Below are 13,636 nucleotides of genomic sequence, written 5' to 3'. Positions count from 1 at the left end.
GCGGTTCCCGACAGCTGAGAAAGCGTTGGCATGGAAAATTGAGCAAGTTAATAGCTCTAAAGCCCAATCATAAGTACGCTGGTTTCTATGGTTGAACCAGATTTTACCGATCCGCCAACGCCCACCGTTGGTGAACTTCCCCCAGTGGGAGACCCGCTGCCCGAGTTTGAACTCATCGGTACCGACCTGCGTCAGATTACCAATGAGACCTTTGCGGGCACGCGCCTTATTATTTCCATCTTGCCCTCTATTGAAACCCCTGCCTGTCAGGAGCAGCTGCGCCGTTTTCATGAGCAGGTTTCTCAGCTAGATAACACTAAGCTTCTCTCCGTTTCTCTCGATTTGCCCTTTACCCTCAAGCGCTTTTGCGCGGCTGACGGCATTGATGATGTCATCGCTGCCTCCGCATTTCGCTCTGACTTTGGTGAGAAGTTCGGCGTGACTGTGCGCGATTCCGTCTTGGAAGGCCTGCTTGCCCGCTCCGTGGTGGTGGCTGATGAAAACCACAAGGTCATCCACACTCAAATGGTTCCAGGTGTGGTTACCGAGCTTGATTATGACGAGGTCTGGGATATTTTGCGTTAAGCCGTTCGGCGCTGTCGGCCTCTACTCATCATGAAAATGGGGGAGGCCGGCTCTTTTTTGTTTCGGGCAGCTAGGGTAGTGGGTATGGAAATCTACGGTTTTACTGCCGGTCCGTTTCAGACCAATACCTATGTGATTGCGGAAGGCCGCCGCGCCTTCATAGTGGACCCGGGCATGGATGCGATGGAAAAAGTCCTCGAGCATGACTTGGACTATGAGGCTATCGTGCTCACCCACGGCCATATTGACCACACTCGGGATGCCGGATCTTTGGCAGAAGAGCTCGACATCCCTGTTTATATCCACCCGGCTGACAAGTTCATGCTTGACAGCGGTGAAGGTGTTTCGCCCCAGGCGCAAGAGCTTTTCGACGCCGCCCATATGACCCCCATCTCCGACCTCCGCGAGCTACGCGATGGCGAAACCCTGGAGCTTATCGGTCATACCTTTGCTCTCAAACACGCGCCCGGGCATTCGCCGGGATGCGTGATGATTGTCTCCGAGGACTTTGCTTTAACAGGGGACGTGCTCTTCGCCGGGGCCATTGGACGCACCGACTTACCTCACTCGGACCCCAATGCCATGCAAAAATCTCTTGCCGGCCCAGTGTGGAGTCTGCCCGATAACCTTGACATTCTGCCCGGTCACGGTCCCACCACCACGATGCGCAAGGAGAGGGCGACCAATCCCTTCTTCGCAACATTGAGGGAGGTACTGTAATACCCGTGAGTAAAAAGAAGCAGTTCCAAGCCCTGTCCGCCCCCAAAGGTGTCCCAGACTATTTCCCGCCACAGTCGGCCGCATTCTATAAGGTGCGCCAGACCATGGTGGAGCAGGCACATCTGTCCGGCTTCCAGCACATTGAGCTGCCCATTTTCGAAGACACCGCGCTTTTCGCCCGTGGCGTGGGCGAGTCCACCGACGTGGTGTCTAAGGAGATGTACACCTTTGCCGATCGCGGCGACCGCTCCGTTACTTTGCGCCCGGAGGGCACCGCTGGCGTGATGCGCTCGGTCATCGAGCACAACCTAGACCGCGGCCAGCTGCCCGTGAAGCTCAACTATTTTGGCCCCTTCTTCCGCTATGAGCGCCCCCAGGCTGGCCGCTACCGCCAGCTACAGCAGGTTGGTGTAGAAGCCATTGGCGTAGACGATCCTGCGCTTGACGCCGAGGTCATCGCTTTGGCGGATCGTTCCTTCCGCGCGCTGGGGCTAAGCGGCTTCCGCCTCGAGCTCACCAGCCTGGGCGATCGCAACTGCCGCCCGGCTTACCGCGAGAAGCTGCAGGAATTCCTCTTTAAGCTCGACTTGGATGAAGAGACCCGGCACCGTGCAGAGATCAACCCTTTGCGCGTGCTGGATGACAAGCGCCCAGAGGTCCAAGAGCAGCTTGCCGACGCCCCCTTGATGCTCGACCACCTCAATGACGAATGCCGCGATCACTTCGAAACGGTCACCGGCATGCTGGATGATATGGGCGTAGCCTACGAGATTAATCCCCGTATGGTCCGCGGCTTGGACTACTACACCAAGACCTGCTTCGAGTTCGTCCATGACGGACTTGGTGCGCAGTCCGGCATTGGTGGCGGTGGCCGCTACGACGGGCTGATGGCCCAGCTGGGCGGTCAAGACCTATCTGGTATCGGCTACGGTCTGGGCGTCGACCGCGCCCTGCTAGCGCTAGAGGCTGAGGGCATCACCCTCGACGGCGTTGAGTCGCGCGTGGATGTCTTTGGCGTTGCACTGGGTGCTGCCGCCAAGCGCACCATGACCACCCTGATCAATGACCTCCGCAAGGCTGGAATCTCTGCGGATATGTCCTTTGGAGACCGCGGCCTGAAGGGCGCGATGAAGGGTGCCGACCGCGCCGGTGCACGCTTCGCGCTGGTCTTGGGCGAGCAGGAGCTAGAAAATGGTACGGTTGCGCTCAAGGACCTTGCCGCCCATGAGCAGCACGACGTAAAGGTTTCTGACCTAGTGTCCGTACTTGCTCGGGAAATGAACGGCGAGGCCTAAATTTCCTTTAGCCGGTGGGCATTGCGCTTAGGCGCGGTGCCCACTTTTTATGCCCGCCAGAAAGAGGTCAATGATCTTTTCTTGAATATCCGGCTGGTAGGCATCGATATCAACCTCGCGGGGTCGTGCCAGGCTCAACAGTCCCACAATGAATTCGAGGTGGGTGACGCCGGGGCCAATCTCGCCTTGCTCTTGGCCCAGCTCAATAAACCGTCGGCCGTTGCGCTCTAGGAGATCGCGCTGGGCAGTCAGCTCGGGGCTCAGAGAGTCCAAATCCTGCGGGACGAACGCTGGAATAAGGGTGTTCAGTCCCATGGTCAGGATATGAGTGGCGTAGGTCCGGACGTAGTCTTGCCCAGAATGGGTGGAGTTCTCAAAGTCCGCGATGAGGCGCTGTTGAAACTCGGCAAAGCCATCACCCATATATTCCGCGCACGCGCGGATAAGGCTCGCACGGTTGGGGAAATTGCGATAGACCGTAGCCACACTTACGCCAGCCTGCGTAGCCACCTTTTCCAAAGCGACATCATCGCCGTGGGTACGAAAGAGCTGGCATGCCGCAGCGATAATGGCGGTGCGGCGGTGAAGAGCATCTGCGCGCATGCAGTCCTTTTTAACACTCCACCTGCGAAACGCTAAAGCCCATGGTCTTGGCCAATCCGCCCAGGGAGGTCTCCTTATACTTGGAGAGCATATCGCGGCCGGTTTCAGCCATGGTTTGTACCGCATTATCCAAGGTCACGTGGTGAGTGCCTTCTCCCATTTTGGCCATGCGCGCGGCGTTGATGGACTTTACCGCGCCAATGGCATTGCGCTCGATGCACGGAATCTGCACCAATCCGCCAACTGGGTCGCAGGTCAGCCCCAAGTTATGCTCCAATGCGATCTCCGCGGCATTTTCTATCTGCGCCGGAGTGGCGCCGAGCAGCTCTGCCATACCCGCAGCGGCCATAGCGGAGGCGGAACCTACCTCGCCTTGGCAGCCCACCTCAGCTCCGGAGATGGACGCATTTTCTTTGATGATCATGCCGATAGCACCGGCGGTCAATAGGTAGCGCCGGGCGGTAGAACGGGTGAAGTCTGCGCGGAAATCGCGCGCATAATGCAGTACCGCTGGAATGATGCCGCACGCACCATTGGTAGGTGCGGTAATGACGCGGCCACCGGCCGCGTTTTGCTCATTGACCGCGAGGGCGTAGAGATTGACCCACTCCATGGCAGAGAATCCGCAGCTGGTGTCATCCTGATTTTCCAGCAACTGGGCGTACATCTTTGGGGCGCGACGCGGCACACGCAGCCCACCCGGTAGTAGGCCCTTGGTGGAAATGCCTTCGGTCACACACTCCCGAATGATGTCCCAGACCAGATCAAGGTGCCGCAACACGAATTCGGCGCCGCCTTCGTCACGGTGCAAGGTCTCCTCGTTGGCTAGCACGATCTCCCAGATTGCCTTGTCATGGGCTTCGCACAGATTGAGCAATTCTTCGCCCGTGGTGAAATGATAAGGAACGGTGTCATCAACCTGGGCGGCGGCTACGCCGGCGGGAACCTCATGGCTCTCGGCGACTTCCGCATCGAGCTCGGCGCGGGAGAGGATAAAGCCGCCGCCGACAGAAAAGTACTCTTCCTTTTCTGCGAGCAGGTTTCCGCTGTCATCCCAGGCGCTAAAAATCATGCCATTCGGGTGCTGGGGCAGCGGTTCATTATCAAAGACGATCTCATAGTCCACCGTGCCCCGGGGACCAGAAATAGTTCCTTCGCTGGGGATAAAGCCGCCCGCGTGAGGTTCGGCGTCGATAGGCACGCTTAGCGGATCCCAGCCAGCGAGCCCAAGGATAACGGCGCGATCGGAAGCGTGGCCACGGCCAGTGGCGGAAAGCGAGCCGCGCAACTCCGTATAGACCTTAGCTGGGTGCTTCTCTAGGGAATCGAGGAATTGCTTAGCCGCGCGCATGGGCCCGACGGTGTGCGAAGAGGAAGGGCCAATGCCGATGGAGAAGATGTCCGTGACGCTAATTGTCATAGTTAAGCTGTGCCGAACCTTTCTGAAGGGATAGCTATAGGGTGCTTGCTGTGCCGTTATTGGGGTCAAGCTGGACCCAAAGGGTAGAGGCAGATTTTATGTGACCAGGGTAGCGAAAGTCACACCTTCTATCAATCGCTGTCTATGCGTAGCGCTGCTTGCGTTGTGGCTTATTTGCCGTACCCATTCAGGAGCTTGTCGAGGGGGATGAAGTTCTCCTTTGCTAGCCGTACGGTGGAGCGGCCTCCCAACCCAGTGAGATCGCCGGCAATTCCTGGCACCCGGTCCCGCGGGGTAACGATCTGGTCAGCCAGCTGGATGGCTGAGCGCTCAATTCTGGAGGCAATGCGCTCGCCCTCCGGAGTGCCTAGGTCTTCTGCGGCCTGAAAAACACCCGTCGGCACGATGTTTGCGTGCAATTGGTTAAATAGCGGGCGGAGCGCGTAGTCCAAAATGAGGGCATGGCGCGAAGAACCGGCCGTCGCTGCGATGATGGTGGGAAGGTTGTCGAGGGCATGGGGCTCCAAGGTGTCAAAGAACATCTTGAAAAGGCCCGAATAGCTGCCTTGGAATACAGGGGTGACGGCGATGAGTCCATCGGCATCGGCAACTTGCTGCTTGGCTCGAGACAAAAGGGGCGTTTGCGCAGTCTGATCGGTCATGGCGGTAGCTAGTTCGAAAGCGAGATCGCGGACCTCAATGACATCGATTTCGGCTCCTTCACCGCGCGCGGAGATTTTGGCGCGGGTGGCTTCTGCGAGCATGTCCGCCAACCTGCGAGAGGAAGACGGCTGCGAAAGGCCAGCTGAGACAACGAGGAGGGAGCGCATAACTAGTTTTCCTTTCCTGGGCTGACCTGAAGGTGCGAAGGATGAGGCGCAGAGAGCAAGCTTGCGTGCGTCGGCGGGTCAGAAGGCACGTGGCTCGGACGGCGCTGCTCAAAGCGGCGTCGCAGCTCGGGGACAACCTGCGTGCCTAGGATTTCTATCTGTTGGAGGACTACTTCTTGTGGAAGTCCCGCGTGATCGATGAGGAATAGCTGGCGCTGATAGTCACCGGCCCAGTCAGCGAAGCTGAGGGTCTTTTCAACTACCTGTTCCACGGTGCCGACGGTCAGTGGAGTCTGCGCCGTGAAATCCTCGAGGCTTGGCCCGTGGCCATAGACTGGGGCGTTGTCGAAGTAGGGGCGGAAGAAGTCTTTAGCTTCCTGTTCGGTATCGCCGATGAAGACTTGGCCGCCAAGTCCGACGATTGCTTGGTCCGCTTGACCATGGCCATAGCTTTCAAAGCGACGGCGGTAGAGGTCCACCAACTGGGCAGTGTGCTCCTTATTCCAGAAGATATTGTTGTGGAAGAAGCCATCGCCGTAGTACGCGGCTTGTTCGGCAATTTGTGGCGAGCGAATGGAACCGTGCCAGACAAAGGGCGGAATTCCATCCAACGGTGCCGGAGTAGCGGTAAACCCTTCTAATCCCGCGCGGAACTTTCCTTGCCAGTTAACGACTGGCTCGCGCCACAGCCTGCGCAGCAGGTGATAGTTCTCAATAGCCAAAGGAATGCCCTGCTGGATATTTTTGCCAAACCAGGGATAGACTGGGCCAGTATTTCCGCGTCCGAGCATGAGGTCTACGCGGCCTTCAGCAAGGTGCTGCAAAAATGCATAGTCCTCGGCGATCTTAACCGGGTCATTAGTAGTGATGAGCGTGGTTGCAGTAGATAGCTGCAAGCGTTTCGTTTGCGCCGCGATATACGCCAAGTGCGTTGTAGGAGAGGATGGCACGAAAGGTGGGTTGTGGTGCTCGCCGGTGGCAAAGACGTCAAGGCCAACCTCTTCGGCTTTCAACGCAATCTCCGTCAAGTTGCGGATGCGCTCAGCCTCAGTGGGTGTCTTTCCTGAGATGGGGTCGGTAGTTAAATCCCCGATAGTGAAGATGCCGAATTGCATGGTTGCCTTTCTATGCGGTGCACAGGAGTAAAGATAGACACAGTGCCGACTGCGGAAAAGCCGACTGCGGGAGAATTATTCCCATTCTATGGCATCAAAAAGTGCCGGTAGATCGGCCGGTGCAACGAGGCGTAGGGGCCTCTCAGTGACCTTGCCGTGTTCCGTGATGACCGCTGCGCATGGGCGATGTCCTTGGTTGTCGGTTTCTGAAAGGGCGTCCACCGTTTCCTGCACGCTGACTGTGCGGGTAAGAAAGATAGCGCGATCACTGGGTTCTTGATATTCCACAATGTCCGCGATGTCCGCCGCATCGAGCACGTGATTATCGCTGAGGTCCCCGGCTACCCATCGCGCAATGGTGTTGGTGGTTAGCAAAGCGGTGAAGCGGCCCTCATCGTAGATGGGGATTTGAGAGAAGTCCTTATCCTTTATGACGCTAAATGCCTCCATGATGGAGGTCGCAGAGGTCAAGGTAAATACCTTCTGCGGCTGCAAAACGTGGAGTGTGTCGGGCGGGGACACCACGATGTCTCGGAGAGCTGAGATCTGCTTGACCACTGCTTCGTGCGGTTCAGCGATGGGCTCTGATTTGTAGTAACGCCCGTGGGCAATGGCATTGCGAAGGTTGGAAAAATCTTTCAGCGCCTCGGCTTGCTTGCCAGAAAGCATGTGTTTGTCTCGCGCCTTGTCTACTATCCACCGAAAAGAATCTGAGTTCTCAGCGTTGAGAGCCGAGCGCAAGTGTTGTTCTATGTCGTTGAATGCGGCCAGGAATGCAGTAGCTCGGTGCGCGGTCATATGGGCCAGTGTAGAGAAGGGGGCGTCGCCAAGCAGGGCGTTAGTCCAAGCCAACCATTGGAAAATCCGCTAGCCCCGGCTCGATGGCCGGTGCGGCTAGCGGATGAAATGGGGTGCCGAGGATAAGCGGCGCTGAGCTACCCCTAGAAGACTACGCGCAGCACAGACACAGTAATAGCAGCGATGACTGCCGCGGCGGGCAGGGTGATGACCCACGCCAAAGCGATAGGCTTCATCAGGTTCCAATTAGCTGCCTTGTTGACAATGCCTACGCCCAGCACGGCGCCGATGAGGATGTGGGTGGAAGAAACCGGTAGGCCGAGGATCGATGAACCCATCACCACAGCGGCGGCGGCAAGCTCAGCAGCAAAGCCGGAGGAAGGGTGCATTTGGGTAAGGCCTGAGCCCACGGTCTCAATCACGAAGCGGCCGATGAACCACAAGCCAGAAATCAGGGCAACGCCCATGGCAATCATGACGGCAACCGGCACGGCAGCCTCATCGCTGACTTGGTCGGTCTTGAGGACGTCAATAACCGCAGCGAAGGGGCCAATGGCATTGGCAATGTCGTTGGAACCGTGGGAGAAGGCGAAGGCGGAAGCGGTAAATACCTGCATCCAAGAAAAGAGAAGGAAGGTGGACTTAGCCAGCGACTTCTTCTTCAGGGAGCGGGCGAAAATGAAGACGGCCATCCATACCACTGCGCCGACCATGCCCATGACCAACAGGTTTTGAAGGACGCTGAAATCGAGTCCGGTGTGCTTCAGTCCCTTGAACATCACCATGGCGGAGATGATGATGGCACCAATGGCGGCTAGTACTGGGACCCAGCTTTCCAGGGCGCGGTGAGCCTTGACATCATCCATGTCCTTGTTGAGGTTATACAGATCGCGGTAATACTCAGATTCCAGCTGATCCGGATCAAAGTCTTCTTCTGCCACCAAGGCGGCGTCCCGGGCCATGGCGTTGGTGTAGCTGATCTGCTGGATTTCATTGAGGCGAGCAAAGCGAGACTTGTGCTCTTGGCGCAGCTCCGCACGACGGGTCTTGAGTTCGCGCAGCTTCTGGTCAGCTTCCTCGTTATAGACCAAGATTGAGGTCTTAATCCACTTAAACAGGATGAAAGCGGCGAGACCGCCGAGGACAGGGGAGAGCACCCACGAGATGGCAATAGTGCCAATCCCGCCCCACTGCACCATGTCCAGGCCGCCCTTGCCGGTGACGAAGCCGACGGTGAGCGCAGCGCCGACGATGCCGCCAACGATGGAGTGAGTGGTAGACACCGGCCAGCCCATACGGGTGGCAACGAGGAGCCAGATGGCCGCGCCCAAAAGGGACGACATCATGATGTAGACGAACTCCATGGGGTCGAGCCCATCGATGGCGTCAAGGTCGACGATGCCAGAACGCACGGTATCGGTGACCTCGCCGCCGGCGAGGATGGCGCCAGAGACTTCGAAGATGGCGGCGACAACGAGGGCCTGCTTCATGGACAGCGTACCGGCACCTACGGAGGTACCGAAGGAGTTGGCAACGTCATTGCCGCCAATATTGAAGGCCATGAAGAGAGCGAAGAGAATGGCAGTGCCAAGCAGAATAGGTTTAGAGCCATCGACGTAGTCGTAGCCCCAGATCATAAAACCGATGAGGGTAACGGCTGTGACGCCGCCAAAGATGGCGTGCCAAATCCAGTCGTTGCCCTTGCCATTGACGGCCTCAATGTCCGTCATCTGGGTGGTAGGGGTAGACACAGAAAGAACCTTTCAGGAAAGCGTGCACGAGGGGAATGGCCGCGCTTGTCAGCGTGGCGGAAAGGATTCTCAAAGGGAATTCTTATGTAGAGAATGCACGCTCAGACTAAAGGCCCTAGGTGTCGGGAAAGTGAACTCAAGATGTGGAGTTTGTAGAAGCAATGTGGCTATTTGCGAACATAATGGCCGCCGCTTTACGCGACGGCCACGTTGTGAGTATTAGCCGCGGTAGGCGCCGCGCTCCAGGGTGTCGCACTGGGACATCTTGCCAGAGTTATATCCGGCAAGGAATGCCTTCTCACGCTGCTCGGAGGAACCGTGCGTCCAGGAGTCGGGCTGGACCTGGCCGCCGGAGCGGCGCTGGATATTGTCATCGCCCACCGCCTGGGCTGCCGCGACAGCGTCTGAGACCTGTTCCTTAGTAATCGGCTCGAGCAAGGGGTTATCGCCCTTGTCGGCGTAGGAAGCCCATAGGCCTGCGTAGCAGTCAGCCTGGAGCTCGATCTTCACCGCGTTGGAATCGGCGCCTGGGTCGTTATAGTCCGACAGGCCGAGGGTGCCCTCAAGGTTTTGAATGTGGTGGCTGAACTCGTGCGCCACGATGTACATGCGGGCCAAAGGGGCATTTTCCGCGCCGAAGTTGCGCAGGGAATCAAAGAACGCGGTGTCGAAATAAGCGGACTCATCGCGCGGGCAGTAGAAGGGGCCGGTAGAAGAAGAGGCCGCGCCGCAACCGGTATTAACGCCGCCGTGGAAGACCACGCGCTCCGGCTCGGTGTATTGGATATCTGCCTGTTCCGGCAAGACCTTGGACCAGACGTTATCCACGCTGCGACCGGTGAACTCTACGAGGCATTCATCCTTGGTGTTGCCATCTTCTGCGGTTTCGCATTCGGGGCTTTCGCCCTGTGCGGCACCGTCGGATTGGGTCTGCTCGCTGCCCAGAATTGAGCCCAAGTCTGAGGGATTGCCGCCCAAGAGGAGGAAAAGGCCTACTAGAACAATCGAGCCGACGCCACCGCCAATGGCGATACCACCGCCACCACCACCCGAACGCGCTTCTTTGCCGCCGAAATCGGCACCTGATCTAAAAGTCATGCCTAAATAGTGCCACATGGCCCCCTCATACACAGGATGGAGATTGCTGCAAAGAGGCCGAAGGAGGGAAACGGTGGCTCTTCTGCGGCCTTCGGGGTTAGCTTGCGTCCACCTAACTGCGCTCCGCGTACCGGTAGGGATGTAGAATTGTGCGCGTTCCTAGTCTTGTGCTTGGTTTGGCGCGCGCTGTTTACGCGTGGCGGGACCCGCAAGTGACACAATTTTCAGAAGGGATTGAACAACAGTGCTGCGTACCCACTTAGCAGGTGAGCTCCGCAAAGAACTCGCAGGAGAGACCGTCACCCTAACCGGTTGGGTTTCCCGCCGCCGCGATCACGGTGGTGTGATCTTCATTGACCTGCGCGATCGCTCCGGCATCGCCCAGGTCGTCTTCCGTGAATCTGACGTGGCGGAGCGCGCCCACGACCTGCGTTCCGAATACTGCGTTAAGGTCACCGGTACCGTGGAGCCTCGCCCAGAAGGCTCGGAAAACCCCAACCTGCCGTCCGGTGAGATTGAGGTCAACGTCGCAGATCTTGAGGTTCTGAATAAGTCCGCAGCGCTGCCATTCCAAATTGATGATCCTTCCACCTCGGGTGAGGTAGGCGAGGAGACTCGCCTAAAGTACCGCTACCTGGACCTGCGCCGCGAGCGCCAGGCACAGGCACTGCGCCTGCGTTCTGCAGCCAACCGCGCAGCCCGCAAGGTACTGGATTCGCATGACTTTGCTGAGATCGAGACTCCAACCCTGACCCGTTCCACCCCGGAGGGCGCACGCGACTTCCTGGTTCCCGCGCGCTTGAAGCCAGGCACCTGGTATGCACTGCCGCAGTCCCCGCAGCTTTTCAAGCAGCTGCTCATGGTCTCCGGTATGGAGCGCTACTACCAGATCGCGCGTTGCTACCGCGATGAGGACTTCCGCGCTGACCGCCAGCCGGAGTTTACCCAGTTGGACGTGGAGATGTCCTTCGTAGACCAGGACGATGTCATCGCCTTGGCGGAAGAGATCGTCACCGAGCTGTGGAAGCTCATCGGCTACGAGATCAAGACTCCGATCCCGCGCATGACCTACGCCGATGCGATGAAGTACTACGGTTCCGATAAACCGGACCTGCGCTTTGACATCAAGATTGTAGAGTGCACCGAGTTCTTCAAAGACACCACTTTCCGCGTCTTCCAGAACGAATACGTCGGCGCCGTGGTCATGGAAGGCGGCGCCTCCCAGCCACGCCGTCAGTTCGATGCTTGGCAGGAGTGGGCAAAGCAGCGTGGAGCCAAGGGTCTCGCCTACATCACCGTGGGCGAGGACGGCACCTTGGGCGGTCCAGTAGCTAAGAACATCACCGACGCCGAGCGTGAGGGCATTGCAGAGCATGTCGGCGCTAAGCCGGGCGACGCCATCTTCTTTGCCGCCGGTGACACCAAGTCTTCCCGCGCCCTGTTGGGCGCTGCACGTGGCGAGATTGCAAAGAAGCTGGACCTAATCAAGGAAGGCGACTGGGCCTTTACCTGGGTCGTAGACGCTCCACTCTTTGAGCCTTCCGCTGATGCGACCGCTTCCGGCGACGTCGCGCTGGGCCACTCTAAGTGGACCGCGGTTCACCACGCCTTTACCTCCCCGAAGCCGGAGTACCTGGACAACTTTGACCAGAACCCGGGCGAGGCGCTGGCGTACGCCTATGACATTGTCTGCAATGGCAACGAGATTGGCGGCGGCTCCATCCGTATCCACCAGCAGGACGTGCAAAAGCGCGTTTTCGACGTCATGGGAATCGGTGACGAGGAGGCTCAGGAGAAGTTCGGCTTCCTGCTCGATGCTTTCCAGTACGGCGCCCCACCACACGGCGGCATCGCCTTCGGCTGGGACCGCATCGTCTCCCTGTTGGGCGGCTTCGACTCCATCCGCGACGTCATTGCGTTCCCGAAGTCCGGCGGCGGCGTGGATCCGCTTACCGACGCCCCGGCGGCAATCCCTGCCGCACAGCGTAAGGAGACCGGCGTAGACTACAAGCCGGAAAAGAAGAAGGAACAGGAAAAGTCTGGTTCCACTGCGGGTGAAACCGCTGAGGAGAAGTAAGCAGAAGGCTTAAACCTCAGCCTTTAAGGCGCACCGTGCGGGGCACATCGTAGTCCGCTGCAATTTCGCTGCGGGCGAACTTGTGACCCCGCTTTGGTGTGAGGGGGCATACTGGATAGAACTATGGTTGATAACGAAGCTGTGCTATCACCCGAGGATGTCATCAAGGCCGCCTCGGAGATGCTGTCGCGCCGTTTTGGTGGCACCCCGGAGATGTCGAGCGTGGAGCGCTTGGACGGTTCCGGCATTGCAATGGTCCTGCGTGCCAGGATTGCCCCCGGAGCCTTCCTGCCGCACCGCTCGGTAGTCATTAAGTACAACCCGGTCACCGGCTATGGCGTCGACGATGCCGCGATGCTGCGCGAGGTGGTGGCTTATCAATTCACCACCGCGTTATCTGAGGACGTGCGCCCCGGACCCGTACTTCTTGCCCACGATCTGGAGCAGCGCATTATCGTGCTGACGGACTTAGGTGAGGGCGAAACGCTTGCCGACGTCCTTGTTCAGTCCACCGATGATGATCGCGTGCGGGTGCTGCGCTCGCTGGGCAGTGCGTTGGGGCACATGCACGCTGGAACCGCGGGCCATGAGCAAGATTATGAAACCCTGCTCAATAGGATGCTGCGCAAGAATCCGGACTTGGCCCCGCACCAGTCCGTGCGCGATGAGGCGCTGGAGCGCTCCATTGGCATCGGCCTCGACTTGCTGGATAAAGCCGGGCTTGAGGCACCGGCCAGCTTCCGGGATCTTGCGGATCAAGCCGCACGCTCCCTGGCATCCGGCAAGGACCGAGCCTTTACTCCCTTCGACCTTTCACCGGATAACATCATTGTGTCCCAGCGCCTGCACTTCTTGGACTATGAATGGGCAGGATTCCGCAATGTTGGCTTCGACGTAGCCTGCGTTATCGCCGGCTTCCCGCAATTTCTTTTCTCCAAGCCGATTACGGACGAAGAGGCAGATATCTTCATCTCTGCTTGGTCTCGTGCCGTATCTGAGGTGTGGCCGCTATTTTCCAATGCGGACGAAATCCACGGCCTTATCGTGGCGTCGCTCATCGGCTGGGCGTTATCGAGCGTGACCACGATGCACGCCGGCGGTATCGAAGGGCTGGTTGCCCTAGCCAGGGGAGAAGCCGAAGTGGTCCACGATCCGCAGCGCTCCATCTTGCGTCCGGCCGATCACGGACCATTCACGGAAGATGAATTGCTCGTGCGGCGCGACCTCTATGAAACCTTTGAGGCGCTATCTCGATATGCCGCGCGCTGCGATCGCCCCGCCTGCGAGCCCATCGCGGCATTTGGCAGCGCCATTGCGCGCCGCTTGGATGACGAATAGACAATC

Annotated in this window: 12 protein-coding genes; 5 read left to right on the top strand and 7 right to left on the bottom strand. The window is 58.4% G+C overall.

Translation table 11 applies throughout. The features are described from left to right. Nucleotides 1-87: 87 nt before the first annotated feature. The 3 genes from tpx (at nucleotide 88) to hisS (ending at nucleotide 2,600) form a co-directional block, all read left to right on the top strand. Nucleotides 88-585 (top strand): thiol peroxidase, encoded by a 498-nt coding sequence (gene tpx / locus RAE09_RS00930; RefSeq protein WP_316980720.1) that lies wholly within the window; start codon nucleotides 88-90, stop codon nucleotides 583-585. 84 nt (nucleotides 586-669) lie between these two features. Then, nucleotides 670-1,305 carry an MBL fold metallo-hydrolase gene (locus tag RAE09_RS00925; RefSeq protein WP_005328505.1) on the top strand — a complete coding sequence of 212 codons (636 nt, stop codon included), beginning with the start codon at nucleotides 670-672 and terminating at the stop codon, nucleotides 1,303-1,305. 5 nt (nucleotides 1,306-1,310) lie between these two features. Beyond that, a complete protein-coding gene (gene hisS, locus RAE09_RS00920) occupies nucleotides 1,311-2,600 on the top strand; it encodes a histidine--tRNA ligase (protein ID WP_250408462.1) in 1,290 nt (429 codons plus the stop codon). Between the two features lie 27 nt (nucleotides 2,601-2,627). On the opposite strand, the gene RAE09_RS00915 is transcribed toward hisS, so the two are convergent. The 7 genes from RAE09_RS00915 to ypfJ form a co-directional block, all read right to left on the bottom strand. After that, nucleotides 2,628-3,203: a TetR/AcrR family transcriptional regulator gene (locus RAE09_RS00915; RefSeq protein WP_005328503.1), complete on the bottom strand. Its 576-nt coding sequence runs from the start codon at nucleotides 3,201-3,203 to the stop codon at nucleotides 2,628-2,630. Between the two features lie 10 nt (nucleotides 3,204-3,213). Continuing rightward, nucleotides 3,214-4,623, bottom strand: coding sequence for an L-serine ammonia-lyase (locus RAE09_RS00910; protein WP_316980719.1), 1,410 nt, complete (start codon nucleotides 4,621-4,623; stop codon nucleotides 3,214-3,216). A 170-nt stretch (nucleotides 4,624-4,793) separates the two neighbouring features. Then, a complete protein-coding gene (locus tag RAE09_RS00905) occupies nucleotides 4,794-5,453 on the bottom strand; it encodes an FMN reductase (protein ID WP_005324961.1) in 660 nt (219 codons plus the stop codon). 2 nt (nucleotides 5,454-5,455) lie between these two features. Continuing rightward, complete coding sequence (locus RAE09_RS00900; RefSeq protein ID WP_316980718.1) at nucleotides 5,456-6,568, bottom strand: LLM class flavin-dependent oxidoreductase; 1,113 nt, start codon at nucleotides 6,566-6,568, stop codon at nucleotides 5,456-5,458. A gap of 75 nt (nucleotides 6,569-6,643) precedes the next feature. Next, nucleotides 6,644-7,366, bottom strand: a complete 723-nt coding sequence (locus RAE09_RS00895) for a CBS domain-containing protein (protein ID WP_302257826.1) — start codon at nucleotides 7,364-7,366, stop codon at nucleotides 6,644-6,646. Nucleotides 7,367-7,509: 143 nt separating this feature from the next. Continuing rightward, a complete protein-coding gene (locus tag RAE09_RS00890; protein ID WP_316980880.1) occupies nucleotides 7,510-9,096 on the bottom strand; it encodes an inorganic phosphate transporter in 1,587 nt (528 codons plus the stop codon). A gap of 240 nt (nucleotides 9,097-9,336) precedes the next feature. After that, a complete protein-coding gene (gene ypfJ, locus RAE09_RS00885) occupies nucleotides 9,337-10,215 on the bottom strand; it encodes a KPN_02809 family neutral zinc metallopeptidase (protein ID WP_316980717.1) in 879 nt (292 codons plus the stop codon). 244 nt (nucleotides 10,216-10,459) lie between these two features. On the opposite strand from ypfJ, the gene aspS reads away from it, so the two are divergent. Further along, entirely contained in the window at nucleotides 10,460-12,292 is a 1,833-nt protein-coding gene (gene aspS / locus RAE09_RS00880) for an aspartate--tRNA ligase (RefSeq protein ID WP_316980716.1), read from the top strand. Nucleotides 12,293-12,415: 123 nt separating this feature from the next. Beyond that, nucleotides 12,416-13,630: a phosphotransferase gene (locus RAE09_RS00875; RefSeq protein WP_316980715.1), complete on the top strand. Its 1,215-nt coding sequence runs from the start codon at nucleotides 12,416-12,418 to the stop codon at nucleotides 13,628-13,630. The last annotated feature ends 6 nt before the right edge of the window (nucleotides 13,631-13,636 follow it).

The sequence above is a fragment of the Corynebacterium tuberculostearicum genome (genome assembly GCF_032821615.1).
GTDB lineage: Bacteria > Actinomycetota > Actinomycetes > Mycobacteriales > Mycobacteriaceae > Corynebacterium > Corynebacterium tuberculostearicum_H.
The sequence above is the reverse complement of the archived record's forward strand: the minus strand, read 5'-3'. Positions and strand labels throughout refer to the sequence as shown.